Here is an 18,380-nt window from a genome sequence, read left to right on the forward strand (position 1 = left end):
AATTCATGCAAGAATTCGAAAAAAGTCATTCATAAATTACATTAAATACCAATTTCAAATGTCTGATTTATTAAAACAATTTAGAGACAAAATTGATGCGATTGATACGCAGATGCTGGCGCTTGTCAATGAGCGCGCAGCACTTGCACGCGAAATCGGGCACTTGAAAGATGACGGGGTGATTTATCGCCCCGAGCGTGAAGCACAAGTGATTCGCCGCCTGCAATCCGAGAATCAGGGGCCATTGGCGCCTGAGGCGGTGAGTCATATTTTCCGTGCCGTGATGTCCAATTGTCGCGCACTGGAAAAAGAGCTGTCGATTGCTTTCCTGGGCCCCTTGGGCACTTACAGCGAAGAGGCGGCACTTAAGCAGTTTGGTGAAGGCCGCCAGGCCGTGGTATGCGCGAGCATTGATGAAGTGTTTCGTACCGTAGAAGCGGGGCAGGCCGATTACGGCGTGGTGCCGGTAGAAAACTCTACGGAGGGCGCCGTTGGCATTACACTGGATTTATTGTTGTCCAGTCCGTTACAGGTCATTGGCGAGATCACCTTGCCTGTGCATCACTGCCTGTTGTCCGCACAGCAGGATATCCGCCAGATCAGTCATGTATTCTCTCACGCACAATCATTGTCGCAATGCCATGAGTGGCTAAATAAACACCTGCCAAATGCTGCGCGTGAAGCGGTGACCAGTAATGCACGTGCGGCGCAAATGATCCACGAGCTGGTGGCGAGTGAAGGCACGTTTGCGGCGGCGATTGCCAGTAAACGTGCGGCCGATTTATTCGATTTGCATATCCTGGCCGAAAATATCGAAGATGACCCGAAAAATACCACGCGCTTCCTGGTGGTGGGTAATCATGCCGTGGCACCTTCCGGCCAGGACAAAACCTCGCTGGTAATGAGTGCACAAAACAAACCTGGCGCGGTATTACAGTTACTGGAACCATTTTCACGTCATGGCGTGAGCATGACCAAGCTGGAGTCCCGTCCGTCTCGTCAAAATCTATGGAATTACGTGTTTTTCGTCGATATTGAAGGGCACCAGCAGCAACCATCCGTACAGGCAGCGCTCAAAGATCTGGCTGAACGCGCCACATTACTCAAAGTGTTGGGCTCTTACCCAACCGCTATTATTTAATTCAATCTATGTCTTTATCAGAATTAGCGCCTGCCAATATTCGTGCCATTGCGCCATATCAGGGTGGCAAACCTATCAGTGAATTAGCCCGCGAAATGGGGCTCAATGAAGCCGATATCGTTAAGTTAGCCTCTAATGAGAATCCCTTGGGCATGAGCCCAAAGGCACAAATGGCATTAGAAGAAGCCATTTATGAGATTGCCCGTTATCCGGATGGCAACAGCTTTGCCTTGCGCGATGCCGTGAGCCATAAATACGGCGTACAACCGGCACAGATTGTATTCGGTAACGGCTCAAACGATATTCTGGAGCTGACAGCACGTGCTTTTCTGAGCGCAGGCGATGAAACGATTTATTCCCAGCATGCTTTTGCGGTGTATCCGTTGGTGACGCAAGCCGTTGGCGCCACTGGCGTGGTGGTGCCTGCGGTTGAGTTTGGCCATGACCTGCAAGGTTTTTTAAAGGCGATCACGCCTAAAACCAAGCTGATTTTTGTGGCTAACCCAAACAACCCAACAGGCACACTAATCAGCAAAGCAGATTTAAAAGCCTTTTTACAGCAAGTGCCCAAGCACATCCTGGTAGTGCTGGATGAAGCCTACGACGAGTACTTGTCTTCTGTCGATAAGTCTGAGGCGATTGGCTGGTTGGCAGAATTTGAAAACCTGATTATTTCACGTACCTTTTCCAAGGCCTATGGCCTGGCTGGCTTGCGCGTGGGTTTTGGCCTGATGCATGCCACCTTGGCTGACTTAATGAACCGCGTGCGCCAGCCATTTAACGTCAATAGCCTGGCGCAGGTGGCTGCCACCGTCTCCTTGCAGGATGAAGACTTTGTGGCACGCAGTTATGCTGCCAATCAGGCGGGCATGACACAGATCACACAAGGGCTGGAGCAACTGGGCTTGAGCTATATCCCATCCTACGGCAACTTTGTCAGCTTTAAAGTGACCAATGCCAATGCGGTTAACCAGGCTTTGCTCAAACAGGGTGTGATTGTACGCCCGGTGGCCAATTATGAAATGCCGGATTATTTACGCGTCAGCATCGGTTTGTTCAGCGAAAATGCCCGCTTTTTAGACGTGCTGGAAAAGATTTTAAAGTCATGACTGTATACGAAAAATTAGCCACCGATGATGTAAGGGTGCTGGAAATCAAGCCGTTGGTGAAACCGGCGGAATTGTTGTCACGCCTGCAGGAAAGTACGGTCAGCACGCAAAATATCCTGAAGACACGCACTGCGATTCATCACATCTTGCATCAGGGTGATGACCGCCTGCTGGTGATTGTTGGCCCATGCTCGATCCATGATACCGAAGCCGGTATGGAATACGCCAAGCGTCTGCTGGAGGTGCGTACACGCCTGGCAGGTGAGTTGTTGATCGTCATGCGCGTTTATTTCGAGAAGCCGCGCACCACCGTGGGCTGGAAAGGCCTGATCAACGATCCACACCTGGATGGCACTTACGATATTAATTTGGGCCTGGAAAAGGCACGTCGCTTCTTGCTGGATGTGAACGAGATTGGCATGCCGGCGGCAACTGAGTTCCTGGATGTGGTGTCGCCACAATACACGGCCGACCTGGTGAGCTGGGGCGCGATTGGTGCACGCACCACAGAATCGCAAATCCACCGTGAACTGGCTTCTGGCTTATCCTGCCCGGTGGGCTTTAAAAATGGGACGGATGGTGGCGCCAAAGTCGCCATTGATGCAATTAAAACTGCTGCGAGTCCGCATCATTTTTTGTCGATGACCAAAGAAGGCGAATCCGCCATTTTTGCCACCAGAGGTAACGAAGACTGCCATGTGATTTTGCGTGGCGGTAAAGCGCCTAATTATGATGCGCAAAGTGTGGCGGCGGTGTGTGACCAGTTAGCGGACGCTGGCTTGGCGCCTGTACTGATGGTAGATTGCAGTCATGGCAACAGCCAAAAACAATATAAAAACCAGATCGCGGTGGTAGATGATGTTGCCAGCCAAGTTTCTGCGGGTGATGCGCGCATTATTGGCGTGATGCTGGAATCACATTTGAACGAAGGGCGTCAGGATCATTCGCCAGGTTGCAGCCTGAATTATGGGCAATCGATTACAGACGCCTGCCTGGGCTGGGATGACTCGGTGACTGTATTGGAAACCCTGGCAGCATCTGTCAAAGCACGTCGCGAAAAACGGGCCGCTGAAGAGTAAGCGATCAGCAGGCAAAACACCGGCCGCGCCAGTGAGCGCGGCTTTTTTATGCCTGTTATGATCCCATTTGACGCCTGCTCATGAAAATCATGAGCAGGGAATCATTGTCTGTTGCAGGCTGTTCATGCAACGCATGCGTATGATGCCAGTCTTACTTAACAGACATTGCAAACGCAGCTTGTACAGGACTTGCAATGAACCCATAGTAGTCACAAACAATTGTTGTATGATGAAGTTTGAAACTGTCTTGCAACTTTCATGAATGAATAGAATTGAATAACGAGCGATTATGCATATACACGTATTAGGGGCTGGTGCTGGCGGTGGCTTTCCGCAGTGGAACTGTAACTGTCAAAACTGTGATGGTTTACGCAAAGGCACGATTAAGGCTAAACGCCGCACCCAATCATCGATTTGTGTCTCCAGCAATGGCGTGGACTGGGTGTTGTTTAATGCTTCGCCTGATGTATTGCAACAAATCCAGGAATTTGCCCCGTTGCAACCTGGCCGTGGCATCCGTGATTCCGGCATTCAGGGCATTGTGTTGATTGATGCGCAAATCGACCATACCACCGGACTGTTCATGCTACGTGAAGGTCAGGTCAAACGTGAGATTTATTGCACTAAAATGGTCTATGAAGACCTGACCACCGGTAACCAGATTTTGAATATCCTTGGCCATTACTGCGGCGTTAACCATCATGAAATTGCCATTGATGCCAATGATGTCAGTAACGCGCACAGTTTTGAAATCCCTGGCGTGCCTAACTTGCGCTTTACTGCAGTGGCCTTGAAGAGTGCGGCACCGCCATATTCACCACACCGTAACGACCCACATCCTGGCGACACCATCGGCGTGTTGATTGAAGAAATTTCTACTGGCAAAAAATGCTGGTACTCACCTGGCCTGGCTGAGATTGAGCCACATTTACCGCCTTTGATGAACCAGGCCGATTGCATTATGGTCGATGGCACGTTCTGGACCAACACTGAGATGCTGGACATGGGCCTGATGACCAAAACGGCACGCAGTATTGGCCATAATCCGCAATCCGGGCCGGGCGGCATGATAGAAGAGCTGGACAAGTTTGGTACAGATAAACCGGTACGCAAAGTGCTGATTCATATCAACAATACCAACCCGATTTTAAGGGAAGATTCCGCCGAACGTGCGACACTTGATCAACACAAGATTGAGGTAGCGTATGACGGCATGGACATCATTCTATAGGAGAGCAATATGAACGCAGTCAGCAACGACAACTTGCCATGGTCCCGTGAAGAGTTTGAAGCCAAGCTCCGCGAAAAAGGGAAGGGTTACCATATCTACCACCCGATTCATGTGCTGATGTATGAAGGCAAGCTAAGCAAAGAGCAGTTGCAGTGCTGGGTGGCGAATCGCTATTACTACCAGATTATGATCCCGCAAAAAGATGCGGCAGTCATGTCTAACTGCCCGGACAAAGAGGTGCGTAAAGGCTGGATACACCGGATTACTGACCATGATGGCTACGAGGGTTCCGAAGGCGGCATCGAGGCCTGGGTTAAGCTGGGCGAAGCTGTGGGCTTAACGCGCGAGCAGATCACCTCACTGGAGCTGGTTTCGCCAGGCGTGCGTTTTGCAGTGGATGCCTATGTCAACTTCGCCCGTCAACGCCCCTGGCAGGAAAGTGTTTGCTCCAGCCTGACCGAGCTGTTTGCACCGCACATTCACCAGCAACGCATCAGTTCCTGGCCAGCCATGTATCCCTGGGTCAAAGAAGAAGGCTTTATTTACTTTAAAAAACGCCTGACAGAAGCCAGACGCGACGTAGAGCAAGGCCTGGATATTACCCTGGATTACTTCAGTGTGAGCCGCGATATGCAGCTGCGTGCGCTGGATATCCTGCAATTCAAGCTGGATGTGTTATGGGTAGTGGCCGATGCCATTATGCTGGCCTGCACGCAGATCAAGGTGGAAGACCGCGACTACACCCGCCAACCCGTGATCAAGTTTAGATAAGCGACGAAAGTAATTCTATGGAAAATAACATTCAACATTCAGATATCTACGCCATTGCCTTACACCATCGTTTTCAATGGGAAGAGGCGCAGCAAAGTTACGTCATCCTGTTTCCTGAGGGCATGGTGAAACTGCATGGGGGCGCCGGTGAAATACTGAAGCGTGTGGATGGTAAAACCACGGTCGGAGAGATTGTTATTGATTTGAAAACGACCTTTCCCGATGCCGAAGACATTGAGAATGATATTTTAGGCATGTTTGACCTGGCCGTTGGTAAAGCCTGGTTGCGCAAGCTGAATTAATCCGAAACGAGGGCATCATGGCACAGTTAAATAATGGTGTTGCAGCAAGCGTCACACAGAAGCAGCCTTTATGGTTGTTGGCTGAGGTCACTTATCGCTGTCCGCTACATTGCGCGTTTTGTTATAACCCGACCGATTATGACAAGCACACCAAAAATGAATTAACGACTGAGCAATGGATCAGCGCCTTGCGTGATGCGCGTAAAATGGGCGCCATCCAGTTGGGGATTTCTGGTGGCGAACCTTTGTTGCGTGATGATATTGAAGAGATTGTCGCCGAAGCGCATAAGTTAGGCTATTACAGCAACTTGATCACCTCAGGTGTCGGCCTGACTGAAAAGCGCATCCAGGCGTTTAAAGAAGGCGGCCTGGACCATATCCAGCTCTCCATGCACGATGTTACTGAAGACATCAGCAACTTTATTACCAATACCCGCACTTTCGAGTTGAAGAAAAAGGTCGCAGCCATGATTAAATCGCATGGTTATCCGATGGTGTTGAATGTAGTGATACACCGCTACAACATTGATCAAGTGGGCAAAATCCTGGAAATGGCTGAAGCCTTGGGGGCTGACTATGTCGAGCTGGCCAATACACAGTATTACGGCTGGAGCCTGGTTAACCGTGACCAACTGATGCCTACCCGTGAACAGCTAGATCGCGCGGAAGCGGCTACCAATGCGTTCAGGGAGCGCGTGGGCAATAAAATGAAGGTATTCTTTGTGGTCCCCGACTACTTTGCTGACCGGCCCAAGAAATGTATGAATGGCTGGGGCGAAGTATTCATGATTGTGACCGCCAATGGCGATGTCTTGCCATGCCATTCGGCACGAGTCTTACCCGGGATGACGTTCCCGAATGTGCGCGAAAATGGCCTGGAATGGGCCTGGAAAGAGTCACCTGCCTTTACCAAATACCGCGGCATGGAGTGGATGAAAGAGCCTTGCCGTAGTTGTGACGAAAAAGAAAATGATCTGGGCGGTTGCCGTTGCCAGTCCTACTTGCTAAGTGGTGATGCTGAAATGGCGGATCCGGTATGCACTAAATCGCCTAATCGCCATTTGATTGATGAAGCGTTGATCAACGCACAAAATCCGTTGGTACGTGAGCAGCCGATCATTTTCAGAACGGACAAAAACTCCAAAAAATATGTCGAAGGTGACAAGGAAAGAATCGAGCAGTTTCACGCTTTGCCTTAAGGCTGCGCATGGCAGACATTGTGGCTTATAATCTTAAAGGTGCCTGAGGGCACCTTTGCTTTTTTACAAGGTTGTTCATGTTGAAATCCCGTTCTTCTACCCTGGTGCTGGTCCTGGCTGGGTTGGCTGCCTTAGCGCCATTTGCAATCGACACCTATCTGCCTGCGTTTCACGTCATGGCTGCTGAATTTGGTACGGATGAGCTAGCGATCCAGCAGAGCCTGACCTTGTATTTGCTACCCTATGCCGTGATGACGCTGTGTCACGGCGCCATTTCAGATGCTATCGGGCGCATCACCACTATTAAATGGGGACTGGCCATTTTCGCGCTGGCGAGCCTGGGCTGTGCATTTGCCCCCAACGTGCAGACCTTGTGGCTGTTCCGCGCCTTGCAAGGCGTGAGTGGCGGGGCGGGCAATACAGTGGCACGCGCCATGGTGCGCGACCTGTTTTCTGGTGCACAAGCGCAACGGGTGATGGCAACTGTACAGTTATTATTCGGCATCGCCCCCGCAGTGGCCCCCATTTTAGGCGGCGTCTTGCTGGGCATACACTGGCAAGCGATTTTCATTTTCCTATCCGTCTATGCCGCGATTGCGCTATGGATGGCGGTGCGCTATCTGCCGGAGACGATGACACCGGAGAAACGCATCGTATTCTCGGTCAAAGGGATTATCGCCACCTATGGCAAGATGCTTAAGCATAAGGTGTTTCTTGGTCTCATCGCTTGCCTGGGCTTGAACTTCTCTGCATTTTTTATTTATGTGCTGGCCAGCCCGGTCTTCCTGGTCAAGCATTTGCATTTAAACAGCCAGCAATTCGGCTATCTGTTTATTCCTACGGTAACTGGCATGATGCTGGGCTCATGGATCTCACGCCATACAGCGGGTAAAGTGGCGCCAGCGCGCATTCTGTACTGGGCATTTGCCTGGATGCTATTCATTGCCAGTTGTAATGTGGGTGTGCAATGGTGGGCGAGCACCACCACGCACAGCGACTGGTGGCTGGCCATTTTACCGATTGCCTTGTTTAACGTGGGTATGGCGGCAGCCATGCCTGTGTTATCAATTGCCGCCCTTGATTGCTATCCGACCCTGCGCGGTACTGCCGCCTCGGCGCAGGCATTTATGCAAATGCTGTGCTCTACCGTGAGTTCGGCATTGATTGTCCCTTTGGTGTGGCACTCGACCTTCACCTTGGCGGCCGCCATGCTGGGGATGACGGTGCTTAGCAGTCTGTTACTGCTGTTGGCACGCAAACCCAAGCCACCTGTCGCAGCGACTGCCAGTTAAGCGCAAGCCCTGAAATATGGGGCATTTACCGATTTCATTACATGTTTGAACAAGGACTGCCTGTTTTAATATAAAGCTGTCAATGCCTGCGAGCTTGCAGGACATTATTCAGAATCGACAAGGGAGTCAATCATGGAAATGACCAGAGAAGAAGAAGCTCAAAAAGCTTACGTCAAGTTGCTGACCGGGCAGGGTGTGAGTGAGCGTGTGCTGGTACAGCGCGAGTTCATCATTATTCGTGTCAGTGCTTTCCTGAAAGATATTCCTTGTGATGGCAGCCATTATCGACATGCGGTCGACCGTTTTATTGCCAGCATTGATCCTGCCGAAATTCCAAGTATCTTGCCGGTGATTCGCGAATTCTTCTCATTCTGGGTGCGCGATATCAAAGCCATTGCGGCCATGAGCCAGGCCAAAGTATTTAATGGCAGCACGCCTGTCGCCATGGTCACGCAGGATGAATTATTCAAGCATTGGTATGATTTGGATAAGACGGCGATGACTCTCCACGAAACACAAGTCATGGATGCTTTTGAACAAGTCACGCTGGTTCGCGGTTTTGAGCCCGCGGTATTTAAAGAGCGCATGCGCATGGCAAAATGCCTGCTGCTGTCGCTACGCCATATTTCGCACAAACAATCCCATAGTTACCGCCAGATGGTGGACAGAAACCTGCCATTGTTTAATGCGCTGGGTTCACAGCACACTTTCCTCAGTGTTTGTCGTGAGTTTTATTACTTTTGGCGTGGGGATATGTTGAAACCACAAACTGCAAGAGTACAAGCAACGCCAATGCGTGAAATGGCGATGGCAGCGTAATGTTTGCATGATAAGTCAGGCGGCGAGAAGCCGCCGTCAGGGTTTAAAAAACGCCAGCCTTAGCGCTGGCGAATTTTTTGCAGGATCAGCGCAGACAGTTCTTCAATCGAGCGGCTGGTCGAGTCAGCCCATGGAATGCCTGCACTGCGCATCATGCCTTCAGCAATTTCAATTTCCTTGCGGCAGTTATCCAGTGAGGCATAAAAGCTATCAGGGCGGCGTTCGTTACGCACAGAGTGCAAACGCTCAGGCTTGATGGTCAGGCCAAAAATCTTGTCGATATTTTTTTGCAAGGCGGCAGGTAATGCGCCACGTTCAAAGTCTTCTGGAATCAATGGGTAGTTGGCGGCTTTAATGCCAAACTGCATGGCCAGGTAAATGCTGGTTGGTGTTTTACCGCAGCGGGATACACCAATCAGGATCACTTCAGCTTCATCCAGACCGGTATTGGTCATGCCGTCATCATGATTGAGCGTGAAATTAATGGCTTCCATGCGCTCAGAGTAGCTGTTGCCCATGGCGCTATACGCAATGCTGGCACCCGTCAGTGGCTCCTGATTAAGCTCCGAGCCTAGCGGGTAAATAAAGCGGTGGAATAAATCAATAAAGTAGGCGTTGGCCTGCTTGAGGTGATTGCGGTGTTCGCCATTGCCGACAGACATGATCACAATCGGGCGAATACCATCTTGGGCAGCCACTTTCTGGATATGCTCAAAAGCGGCTTGCACTTTCTCGTCATTGTCCGTGAAGGGCAGGCGAGTAGTGGTGAACTTGGTATTCGGAAAGTGTTCCAGCAGTTTGCTCAAGGCGCCAGCTGTAATCCCCGTGCCATCAGAAATAATAAAAACAGAACGGTGATTCATGGTAACGCCTTGAGTTGATTGCTAAAGTTTACTACCTAGGTTTACTTCTTGGTCAAACGCTGCCAAGTGGCAACCACTGTGTCAGGGTTGAGTGACACAGACTGGATGCCCTCAGCCACCAGCCATTCGGCGAAGTCCTCATGGTCAGAAGGACCCTGACCACAAATGCCGACGTATTTGCCCAAGCGGTTACAGGTGTTGATCGCCATTTTCAGCAATACTTTCACCGCATCGTTACGCTCGTCAAAACCGTCTGCCAAAATGCCGGAATCACGGTCCATGCCTAATGTCAGCTGGGTCAGGTCGTTAGAGCCGATGGAGAAACCATCGAAGTATTCCAGGAACTGTTCCGCCAGCAAGGCATTGGCCGGGATTTCACACATCATGATCAGGCGCAGGCCGTTTTCACCACGCTTGAGGCCGTTCTCTGCCATGATTTCAGTCACAGCGCGCGCTTCTTCCAACGTGCGTACAAATGGGATCATCAACTCAACGTTGGTCAGGCCCAGTTCATCACGCACTTTTTTCATGGCCTGGCATTCCATGGCAAAGCACTCTTTAAAGTCTTCTGCCATATAACGCGCCGCACCACGGAAGCCGATCATCGGGTTTTCTTCGTCCGGCTCATAAATGTCACCGCCAACCAGTTTTTTGTACTCGTTAGACTTGAAGTCTGAGGTACGTACAATCACTGGTTTTGGATAGAAAGCGGCCGCAATGGTCGCGACACCTTCTGTCACTTTATCAATATAAAACTGTTTCGGGCTGGCATAGCCACGTGCACGGTTTTTGATCGTTGCCTGGATGGCTGCTGGCATGGCATCAACATTCAAGATGGCTTTCGGGTGAATGCCAACCATGTTGTTAATCACGAACTCTAAACGTGCCAGGCCTACACCGTCGTTTGGTGTTTGAGCAAAGGTAAATGCCATGTCAGGATTACCGACGTTCATCATGATTTTGCAAGGTGGTTTTGCCAGTGCGCTGTTAGATTGCGTAGACACTTCAAAGTCCAGGGCACCATGGTAAACAAAACCAGTTTCACCTTCAGCACAAGACACTGTCACCATCTCGCCATCACGCAGCAAATCTGTGGCATTCACTGAGCCGACAATCGCCGGGATACCCAGTTCACGCGCAATAATCGCCGCATGGCAGGTACGGCCGCCACGGTTGGTCACCAGTGCGCTGGCACGCTTCATCACGGGTTCCCAGTTAGGGTCGGTCATGTCGGCAACCAGCACGTCGCCTGGTTGAACTTCATGCATATCGGCCGGATCCAGCACGATACGTACCGGGCCCACGCCTACTTTCTGCGTCACAGCACGGCCGGCAACGACAGGCACGGAGGAATGCTTTTGCAGTTTGAAGGTTTCAGTCACGTTTTTAGCTGCTTCTTGCGATTTCACAGTCTCAGGACGTGCTTGCAGGATGTACAGCTTGTTATCCAGGCCGTTTTTACCCCACTCAATATCCATTGGGCAGCCATAGTGTTGCTCAATCGTCATCGCGTAGCTAGCCAGTTCCAGAATATCCGCGTCTGTCAGGGAGTAACGGTTGCTTTCTGCAGCATCAACGTCAACGGTATGCGTGGATTTACCTGCCTGGGTGGCATCAGAAAAGATCATTTTGATCAGTTTTGAACCCATGGTGCGGCGGACGATGGCTGGCTTGCCTTGTGCCAGCAATGGTTTATGCACATAGAACTCATCCGGGTTCACGGCACCTTGCACCACGGTTTCACCTAAGCCGTAAGAGGAGGTAATGAAGGCCACATCACGGTGACCAGATTCAGTGTCAATGGTAAACATCACACCGGCACAGCCGATGTCTGAACGCACCATTTGTTGCACGCCTGCGGACAAAGCCACATCTGCATGCACAAAGCCTTTGTGTACGCGGTAGGAGATCGCACGGTCGTTATATAAGGAAGCAAATACTTCTTTAATGGCGTGGTTAATGTTTTCCAGGCCATGGATATTCAGGAAAGACTCTTGCTGACCAGCGAAAGAGGCATCTGGCAAGTCTTCTGCCGTCGCAGATGAACGCACCGCGAAGGTAGTGCCTTGTGCTGATCTTTCAATCAGTTTGGCATAGTTTTCAGCAATCGCTGTTTGCAGCGCTTGTGGAAACTCGGCTTCCATAATCCACTGGCGAATTTGTGAACCAACACGGGCCAATTCCTGGGTGTCGTCTGCATTCAGTTTATCAAGCAAGTCGTTGATCTTGTTGTTTAATCCACCTTGCGCCAAAAACTCACGATAAGCATCTGCGGTGGTCGCAAAGCCGGTAGGTACGCGTACGCCCTTGGCTGTGAGTTGAGAAATCATTTCGCCCAAAGAAGCATTTTTGCCCCCTACGGACGGCACATCAGTGTTTCGTAGATTCTCAAATGGAATAACATGACTTACCATATAAAACCCTTAATTATTTAAAACTGGTGGTAATCTATCGCGGAATGCAACGGATTGAATTCGATAAATAGAGGCTGTTTGCCGGACATCGTCTGATTACAGAATGACTTTTATAGCGGTCATTATGCCAAAATCATGTTTTAATGTCACGTCGCCGTAAGGGTGGCAATTCATTTTTTTTAGCATCAATATAATAAAACGCCATGAATGCAGTAATTCCCGCAGAGCGCAGGGTCAGTGTGACCACTTATGGTCGCCTACATCTCGGTTTTTTCAACCTGAGTCGAGAGACTCAACGTCAGTTTGGCAGCGTCGGCGTCGCGATTGATGCCTTTCAAACTTCATTAAGCATCAGTGGCGGCCCGCAACAGCTGGCATTGGATCCATGGGCCTCTGCCATCTTGCAACGCCATTTAGCTGCCTGTGAAACGCAAGCCGAGCTGAACGTGACCATTCAACAGGCGATTCCGCGTCATGGCGGCCTGGGCTCAGGCACACAAATGGCCCTGGCGTTAGGCGCAGCAGCCAACAGTTTATTAGATAGACCAGTAGAAGCCGCCGTGATTGCTGCGATTCACCAGCGTGGCGCCCGTTCAGGCATCGGCATCGCCACGTTTGAACATGGTGGTTTGGTGGTTGATGGTGGCCGCAATGCGCAGACGATAGTGCCACCTATGCTGGCGCGTCATGCGTTTCCTTCCGACTGGCATTTTTTACTGATTATGGACAACAGCCGCGACGGTTTGCATGGACAAGGCGAGAAAACCGCATTCAAACAGTTGGCACCACAATCATTGGCTGCCACACAAGCGATACAGCAACAGTTATTGAGCCTGGGCCTGCCAGCACTCATCGAGCAAGACTTTGCCGGGTTCAGCCAGTTTATCGGTGCACTGCAAGCCTATAATGCTGAGTACTTTGCGCCTGCACAAGGCGGTGCCTATGCCAGCAAAGCGGTTGCCGGTATCTTGCAAACATTGCAGCAGCAGGGCTATGCCGGTGTCGGGCAAACTTCCTGGGGGCCGACCGGTTTTGTGCTGCTCCCATCGCGTGCCGCGGCGGTCGCCATGCAAATGCAACTCCTTACAGAATATGCAGAGCAGACCACACTGGGTTTTCTGGTCAGCGCTGCAGTGAATCAGCCTGCATGTATTAAGATAGAAGATGTGGCAAATTAAAACTTTTTAAGATAATTTTGAAAAGTTATGATTTTCACGGTCTACTCTTTATTTTGAACTGCGCTGGAAGTGTGTATATTGGCTGTAGGTTTGATTAACGAACGGTTCCGGGGGGAATAATGAAAAAAACCAGTATTATGCATTTGTTTACAGCCGCAAAAAATGCCAGCCCATTTGATGTGAATATGGCGTTTGATGCCGGCTACGAAAAAATTATTTCTTACACCGATGTGACCTTGAATGAAATCGTTGCGCTGACGCAAGATGCGATTTTCTCCCGCAGTCCGAGTGGTTTAAAGCAACAGGCGCTGTTCTTTGGTGGCCGCGATATCCAGGTCGCCCTCGAAATGCAGAAACAGGCACGCAGTGCCATGTTTAAGCCATTTGAATGTCACACATTCTCTGATCCTTCTGGTGCATTTACCACCGCGGCCGCCATGCTGGCCAAGGTCGATTTCTATTTGCAAAAATCTGGCAGCGGCCTGGGGAAAGAAAAAATCGCTATTTTTGGTGCCAGTGGCACTGTTGGCTCCACCGCCGCATTGATCGCTGCCCGCCAGGGATCAACGGTATTTATGGTGGCGCATGCTGGCGTAGAGAGCATGCAAGCCTATGTGGATAAATTGTCCTCCAGCTATGGCGTGACATTACAAGTGGTTGATGGCAGCACTGAAGCCGCCAAAATTGCCGTCTTAAATGAAGCAACCGTTGCGTTGTGCGCCACACCAGCAGGCATTCGTGTGCTGGAAGTGGCCCAGTTTGCCAATTCCAAAACCCTGAAAGTCGTAGCTGATGTCAACGCCGTGCCACCCTCCGGGATTGAGGGAGTTGATACCTTCTCTAATGGCGGCCTGATTGAGGGTACGCAAGTAGCAGGGTTTGGCGCGTTGGCCATTGGTCAACTGAAGTATGTCACACAGAACAAATTGCTGGAGCAGATGCTGCAAAGCGAAAGCCCGATGCATATTGATTACCATCAGGCCTATGAATATGCCTGTGCGCACGTAGAATAAGGTGATTCTTGCGGCTGGCAATCTTGTCTCAAAGTGCGCGCATCTATAGCCAGATGGCGCAACAAGAAGGATTTAGCGTATTCGCCGTCGATGCGTTTGCAGATGCGGATACGCGGCAGGCCGCACAATCGGTATATCAATGGCCAGGTCTATGCGAACAGCAGCCTGGCGATGAAATGGCAGGTTTGTTTGCAGCATTAGATGCTTTTCGGCCCGATGCAGTCTTGATAGGCTCGGGATTGGAAGCCAATCTGGCAAGCTACGGTGTGTTGTCCGCCCGTTACGCTTTACTTGCTAATCTGCCCGAAACGGTTGGTCGTGTGAAAACCCCGCAATGGCTAAAGGCATGTTGCGATGCACATAGTGTGCAGTCGCCGTCAATTGCTGACACTCAACCAGCAACAGGGCAGTGGTTATATAAGCAGGCAGGGCAGTGTGGTGGCCGCCATGTACAACATTGGCAATCCGAGATAAATGAAGTTGAGCGTGGCTACTGGCAAGCATTCCAGCCGGGGCAAGCAATAGGTATCTTATTTTTAGCGCATGCGCAGTCTGTCACCTTGATAGGTGTGCATGCACTCAGGCAACATGCAGGCAGTTACGCTTATGCTGGCGCTACACGCTTGCAGGATACATTGCTATATGAAGCCGCAAATCATGTATTGCAGGCACTGGTGCCAGCATTAGGTTTGGTTGGCATCAATAGTATTGATGCTATTTGGCATGAAGGCACACTACATGTCATTGAAGTCAATCCAAGGCTGAGTGCCAGTATGCGTTTATATATGGCGCTGCCATTAATACAAGCGCATATGGCCAGTTTCTTGCATGAGGCTGTGCCTGCGCTAGCGCAACAAACAAACGCGGCCAGTCATTGCATCATGTATGCGAGAAAAACGATAGATGTCAGCCAGTTAAGCTTTCCAGACTGGCTGGAAGACAGGCCTTGTGGTGGCAATATCACTGCCGGGCAACCCATTTGCAGTGTCTATGCAGAAGGGCAATCAGACCGCGAAGTGCAACAGACTTTGCTGGATAAAAAAACACGTTTAGAAAAATTATGGGGGACTTATGTCTGTGACAACATCGAATTCAACATCCATTAGCGTACAAGAATATAGTGCACCGCTGGTGGCCGAGCTGATTGCCAACGCAGCAGCCTTGGGCTGTGCGGTATCTACGCATGAAAGCGGCGCGACCATCGTTGACGCTGGTATTCAGGCGCCGGGCGGGCTGGAAGCTGGTCGTATTATTGCCGAGATTTGCATGGGTGGTTTGGGCAGTGTTGCTTTGCGCCATGTGCCACAATTTGCCAACTGGCCACTGAGTGTCGTGGTGACTGCCAAACAGCCGGTGATTGCCTGTTTAGGCAGTCAGTATGCCGGTTGGGCATTGTCACACGAAAAGTTTTTCTCACTCGGTAGTGGCCCTGCCCGTGCCATTGCACAGCGCGAAGAGGTGTTTAAGGACATCAACTACAGCGACAAAGGCGAACAAACGGTATTAGTACTGGAAACCGATAAAGTGCCGCCAGTGCAAGTAATTGAAAAAGTGGCCAGGGACACCGGTTTAGCTGCCAACAAGCTGACTTTTATTCTGACGCCCACACGCAGCGTTGCCGGTTCACTGCAAGTGACCGCGCGCGTGCTGGAGGTTGCATTGCACAAATGCCACACCTTGCATTTTGACTTGAGTGCCATTGTCGATGGCTATGGCGTTGCACCTATCCCTGCGCCATCGCCAGACTTTATTGTCGGCATGGGCCGTACCAATGACGCCATCCTGTTTGGTGGTTTTGTGCAGTTGTTCGTTAATACTGACGATGCCGCTGCCGAGCAATTGGCACAACAATTACCTTCTTCATCCTCTAAAGATTATGGCCGCCCATTTGCCGACGTGTTTAAAGCGGTGAATATGGACTTTTATCAGATTGACCCTATGTTGTTCTCGCCAGCCAAAGTAAGCGTGACTAACCTTAAATCCGGCAAAACATTCTTTGCCGGAAAATTCAACGAAGAGCTTTTGAATCAATCATTTGGTAGTTAAATTTAAAGTTTTACTAAAGAAATATACACCCTAAAGAAATACACACACGAGTAATAAAAGCGCGGGATACAATGCATTATATGCAATGTGCCCGCGTTATTTTTTAGAAACTGCCTTATGCAAGTTATTCCCATTTTCACTGACGAAGTCGCCCAGGCTGGCGGCTGGCATGGCCAAAGTCTGGCACAGGCATTTGCACGCCGCGGCTGGCATGCGCATATGGTGTCACTCGATAGTTGCCATATTAGTATTGCTCAACAGCAGCTCACTGTACATATTCCCGGTTTGAGTCAGCCCGCACCATTGGCATTTGTGCGTGGTGTCGCTGCTGGTACTACGCAGCAAATCATCACGCGCATGAACCTTTTGCATACCTTGCAACGCCAGGGGATGACCATTTATAACCATGCGCGTGCCATTGAAACCACGGTGGACAAAGGCCTGACCAGCCAATTGCTGGTCGAGCAGGGCGTGACCACGCCAGATACCTGGGTGTGCGAGCACCGTGACGTGGCGCATGGCATTATGCAGCAGGCGCTGGATGCCGGAAAAACACTGGTGATCAAGCCGCTATTTGGTTCACAAGGCAAGGGTGTGCGCTTAATCGAAACGCATGCGCAGTTTGCACTACCGCAAGACCAATTTGTCGATGGTGTTTATTACCTGCAAGAGAAGATTGATTGCGGCCCTTATCAGCATGATTACCGTGTATTCGTGGTACGTGGTGAGCCCATTGCGGTCATGAAGCGGCAGGGCGATAGCTGGTTGCATAATGTGGCGCGTGGTGCACGCTGCAGCGCATGTGATGAGGTCGATGTGGCTGACATTGGCGTCAAAGCAGCGCAAGCCGTCGGCATTGATTATGCTGGCGTAGATGTGATGCGCGATAAATATGGCAAGTTATGGGTGATCGAAGTCAACAGTATTCCAGCCTGGCGCGGCCTGCAAAGTATTACCCATTTTGAGATTGCCGATGTATTGGTGAATGATTTGCTGCAATTGGCCAACGTGGCAGAAGGCCAGCCATGAGCGCAGCCGTACAGCAAGCCTACCTGAACGCCTGCCTGGCCGAACTGGAAGCCCTCAAGCCTGGCAATGTGCATATTTTTGCCGATGGCCATGGCATGCGGGTACAGGACTTTATCTATAGCGCCGAAGCCTCTGCGCCAGCATTGTGTGATGATCAGGTATTCGGCACGCGGACACTGGGCCAGCGTATCTTGCACGCTTTGCAGGCGACCCACGCCAAAGTAGGTTGCAATACCAATTTGGGTATTATTTTGCTGGCTGCGCCCGTGGTGCAAGCTTGCCTGCAATATCCACAGTTATCGCTGTCAGCTGGTTTGCAACAAGTGTTACAGCAAACCACCGTGGACGATGCAGCCTCGGTCTATGAGGGCATCCGCCTGGTCAGCCCGGCCGGCATGGGTCAGCGCGACGAACATGATGTATCACAGGCGCCGCAAATCACCTTGCTGCAAGCCATGCAATTAGCCAGCGCGAATGACATGGTGGCACGCCAGTATGCGGATGGCTATGCCAGTATTTTTACGGCTGCGATACCGCTTTACACTGATTGTTACCAGCGCTGGCAGCGGCCTGCCTGGGCATTAACGGCCGTTTATTTATATTGGCTGGCTAGCGTACCAGACAGCCATATCGCCAGAAAATATGGCCAGGCCAGAGCGGTAGAAGTACAGCAGACCGCCAGTGCGCATTACCAGGCCTTTGTTGCCCTGGGGAACCCGAAACACTACATGCCTGATTTACTGAAATGGGATCAGGCTCTCAAGCAGGAAAAGATTAATCCAGGCACCAGTGCCGACCTGACGGTGATCACCGCCATGCTTTCATTACTGGACGAAAGCCGTGCTTAAGCTCGACGGCGAGCTGAGGTATACTGTAACGCTTTAGTAGCCTATA

17 protein-coding genes are annotated in these 18,380 nt (G+C 50.8%); 15 read left to right on the forward strand and 2 right to left on the reverse strand.

The window, feature by feature from the left end:
* The first annotated feature begins 58 nt into the window (after nucleotides 1-58).
* From pheA to B3355_RS12845, 9 genes are all read left to right on the forward strand, one after another.
* Nucleotides 59-1,141, forward strand: a complete 1,083-nt coding sequence (gene pheA, locus B3355_RS12805; protein WP_019882425.1) for a prephenate dehydratase — start codon at nucleotides 59-61, stop codon at nucleotides 1,139-1,141.
* An 8-nt stretch (nucleotides 1,142-1,149) separates the two neighbouring features.
* Nucleotides 1,150-2,250 (forward strand): histidinol-phosphate transaminase, encoded by a 1,101-nt coding sequence (gene hisC / locus B3355_RS12810; RefSeq protein ID WP_292784621.1) that lies wholly within the window; start codon nucleotides 1,150-1,152, stop codon nucleotides 2,248-2,250.
* The gene (locus B3355_RS12815; RefSeq protein WP_292784623.1) at nucleotides 2,247-3,329 is read left to right on the forward strand and encodes a 3-deoxy-7-phosphoheptulonate synthase; all 1,083 of its coding nucleotides are present in this window, start codon (nucleotides 2,247-2,249) and stop codon (nucleotides 3,327-3,329) included. The genes hisC and B3355_RS12815 overlap by 4 nt, the downstream gene beginning before the upstream one ends.
* Nucleotides 3,330-3,618: 289 nt before the next feature.
* Nucleotides 3,619-4,560: a pyrroloquinoline quinone biosynthesis protein PqqB gene (pqqB, locus tag B3355_RS12820; protein WP_292784626.1), complete on the forward strand. Its 942-nt coding sequence runs from the start codon at nucleotides 3,619-3,621 to the stop codon at nucleotides 4,558-4,560.
* A 9-nt stretch (nucleotides 4,561-4,569) separates the two neighbouring features.
* Nucleotides 4,570-5,331, forward strand: coding sequence for a pyrroloquinoline-quinone synthase PqqC (pqqC, locus tag B3355_RS12825; RefSeq protein ID WP_047517888.1), 762 nt, complete (start codon nucleotides 4,570-4,572; stop codon nucleotides 5,329-5,331).
* A gap of 17 nt (nucleotides 5,332-5,348) precedes the next feature.
* Nucleotides 5,349-5,633 (forward strand): pyrroloquinoline quinone biosynthesis peptide chaperone PqqD, encoded by a 285-nt coding sequence (pqqD, locus tag B3355_RS12830; RefSeq protein ID WP_292784631.1) that lies wholly within the window; start codon nucleotides 5,349-5,351, stop codon nucleotides 5,631-5,633.
* Nucleotides 5,634-5,650: 17 nt separating this feature from the next.
* Nucleotides 5,651-6,832, forward strand: coding sequence for a pyrroloquinoline quinone biosynthesis protein PqqE (pqqE, locus tag B3355_RS12835; RefSeq protein WP_292784634.1), 1,182 nt, complete (start codon nucleotides 5,651-5,653; stop codon nucleotides 6,830-6,832).
* A 77-nt stretch (nucleotides 6,833-6,909) separates the two neighbouring features.
* Nucleotides 6,910-8,124 carry a multidrug effflux MFS transporter gene (locus tag B3355_RS12840; protein ID WP_292784637.1) on the forward strand — a complete coding sequence of 405 codons (1,215 nt, stop codon included), beginning with the start codon at nucleotides 6,910-6,912 and terminating at the stop codon, nucleotides 8,122-8,124.
* Nucleotides 8,125-8,256: 132 nt separating this feature from the next.
* Nucleotides 8,257-8,943, forward strand: coding sequence for a hypothetical protein (locus B3355_RS12845; protein ID WP_024931197.1), 687 nt, complete (start codon nucleotides 8,257-8,259; stop codon nucleotides 8,941-8,943).
* Between the two features lie 59 nt (nucleotides 8,944-9,002).
* Here B3355_RS12845 and B3355_RS12850 read toward each other — a convergent pair whose 3' ends face one another.
* Both B3355_RS12850 and ppsA read right to left on the reverse strand, forming a co-directional pair.
* A complete protein-coding gene (locus B3355_RS12850; protein WP_019882415.1) occupies nucleotides 9,003-9,806 on the reverse strand; it encodes a pyruvate, water dikinase regulatory protein in 804 nt (267 codons plus the stop codon).
* Nucleotides 9,807-9,847: 41 nt separating this feature from the next.
* On the reverse strand, nucleotides 9,848-12,220 hold the full coding sequence (gene ppsA / locus B3355_RS12855; RefSeq protein ID WP_029512372.1) for a phosphoenolpyruvate synthase: 2,373 nt from the start codon (nucleotides 12,218-12,220) through the stop codon (nucleotides 9,848-9,850).
* Between the two features lie 203 nt (nucleotides 12,221-12,423).
* Here ppsA and B3355_RS12860 point away from each other — a divergent pair, with 203 nt between their 5' ends.
* From B3355_RS12860 to B3355_RS12885, 6 genes are all read left to right on the forward strand, one after another.
* Complete coding sequence (locus B3355_RS12860; RefSeq protein WP_292784642.1) at nucleotides 12,424-13,398, forward strand: hypothetical protein; 975 nt, start codon at nucleotides 12,424-12,426, stop codon at nucleotides 13,396-13,398.
* Between the two features lie 119 nt (nucleotides 13,399-13,517).
* On the forward strand, nucleotides 13,518-14,411 hold the full coding sequence (locus tag B3355_RS12865; RefSeq protein ID WP_019882412.1) for an NAD(P)-dependent methylenetetrahydromethanopterin dehydrogenase: 894 nt from the start codon (nucleotides 13,518-13,520) through the stop codon (nucleotides 14,409-14,411).
* An 8-nt stretch (nucleotides 14,412-14,419) separates the two neighbouring features.
* Nucleotides 14,420-15,517, forward strand: a complete 1,098-nt coding sequence (locus B3355_RS12870; RefSeq protein WP_292784646.1) for an ATP-grasp domain-containing protein — start codon at nucleotides 14,420-14,422, stop codon at nucleotides 15,515-15,517.
* Nucleotides 15,483-16,457 carry a methenyltetrahydromethanopterin cyclohydrolase gene (gene mch, locus B3355_RS12875; protein WP_292784649.1) on the forward strand — a complete coding sequence of 325 codons (975 nt, stop codon included), beginning with the start codon at nucleotides 15,483-15,485 and terminating at the stop codon, nucleotides 16,455-16,457. The genes B3355_RS12870 and mch overlap by 35 nt, the downstream gene beginning before the upstream one ends.
* Nucleotides 16,458-16,574: 117 nt before the next feature.
* Nucleotides 16,575-17,486 carry an ATP-grasp domain-containing protein gene (locus B3355_RS12880; RefSeq protein WP_292784652.1) on the forward strand — a complete coding sequence of 304 codons (912 nt, stop codon included), beginning with the start codon at nucleotides 16,575-16,577 and terminating at the stop codon, nucleotides 17,484-17,486.
* The gene (locus B3355_RS12885; RefSeq protein ID WP_292784654.1) at nucleotides 17,483-18,334 is read left to right on the forward strand and encodes a triphosphoribosyl-dephospho-CoA synthase; all 852 of its coding nucleotides are present in this window, start codon (nucleotides 17,483-17,485) and stop codon (nucleotides 18,332-18,334) included. The genes B3355_RS12880 and B3355_RS12885 overlap by 4 nt, the downstream gene beginning before the upstream one ends.
* Nucleotides 18,335-18,380 lie beyond the last annotated feature (46 nt).

It is taken from the genome of Methylophilus sp. UBA6697 (genome assembly GCF_002454655.1).
Taxonomy (GTDB): domain Bacteria; phylum Pseudomonadota; class Gammaproteobacteria; order Burkholderiales; family Methylophilaceae; genus Methylophilus.

Excerpts from the sequence above, each read along its gene's own strand:
- pqqB (WP_292784626.1), top strand. The coding sequence starts at position 3,619 with ATGCATATACACGTATTAGGGGCTGGTGCTGGCGGTGGCTTTCCGCAG.
- B3355_RS12860 (WP_292784642.1), top strand. The coding sequence starts at position 12,424 with ATGAATGCAGTAATTCCCGCAGAGCGCAGGGTCAGTGTGACCACTTAT.
- ppsA (WP_029512372.1), bottom strand. The coding sequence starts at position 12,220 with ATGGTAAGTCATGTTATTCCATTTGAGAATCTACGAAACACTGATGTG.
- B3355_RS12865 (WP_019882412.1), top strand. The coding sequence starts at position 13,518 with ATGAAAAAAACCAGTATTATGCATTTGTTTACAGCCGCAAAAAATGCC.
- pqqE (WP_292784634.1), top strand. The coding sequence starts at position 5,651 with ATGGCACAGTTAAATAATGGTGTTGCAGCAAGCGTCACACAGAAGCAG.
- B3355_RS12845 (WP_024931197.1), top strand. The coding sequence starts at position 8,257 with ATGGAAATGACCAGAGAAGAAGAAGCTCAAAAAGCTTACGTCAAGTTG.
- B3355_RS12815 (WP_292784623.1), top strand. The coding sequence starts at position 2,247 with ATGACTGTATACGAAAAATTAGCCACCGATGATGTAAGGGTGCTGGAA.
- hisC (WP_292784621.1), top strand. The coding sequence starts at position 1,150 with ATGTCTTTATCAGAATTAGCGCCTGCCAATATTCGTGCCATTGCGCCA.
- pqqC (WP_047517888.1), top strand. The coding sequence starts at position 4,570 with ATGAACGCAGTCAGCAACGACAACTTGCCATGGTCCCGTGAAGAGTTT.
- pqqD (WP_292784631.1), top strand. The coding sequence starts at position 5,349 with ATGGAAAATAACATTCAACATTCAGATATCTACGCCATTGCCTTACAC.
- B3355_RS12840 (WP_292784637.1), top strand. The coding sequence starts at position 6,910 with ATGTTGAAATCCCGTTCTTCTACCCTGGTGCTGGTCCTGGCTGGGTTG.
- B3355_RS12880 (WP_292784652.1), top strand. The coding sequence starts at position 16,575 with ATGCAAGTTATTCCCATTTTCACTGACGAAGTCGCCCAGGCTGGCGGC.
- B3355_RS12885 (WP_292784654.1), top strand. The coding sequence starts at position 17,483 with ATGAGCGCAGCCGTACAGCAAGCCTACCTGAACGCCTGCCTGGCCGAA.
- B3355_RS12850 (WP_019882415.1), bottom strand. The coding sequence starts at position 9,806 with ATGAATCACCGTTCTGTTTTTATTATTTCTGATGGCACGGGGATTACA.
- pheA (WP_019882425.1), top strand. The coding sequence starts at position 59 with ATGTCTGATTTATTAAAACAATTTAGAGACAAAATTGATGCGATTGAT.
- mch (WP_292784649.1), top strand. The coding sequence starts at position 15,483 with ATGTCTGTGACAACATCGAATTCAACATCCATTAGCGTACAAGAATAT.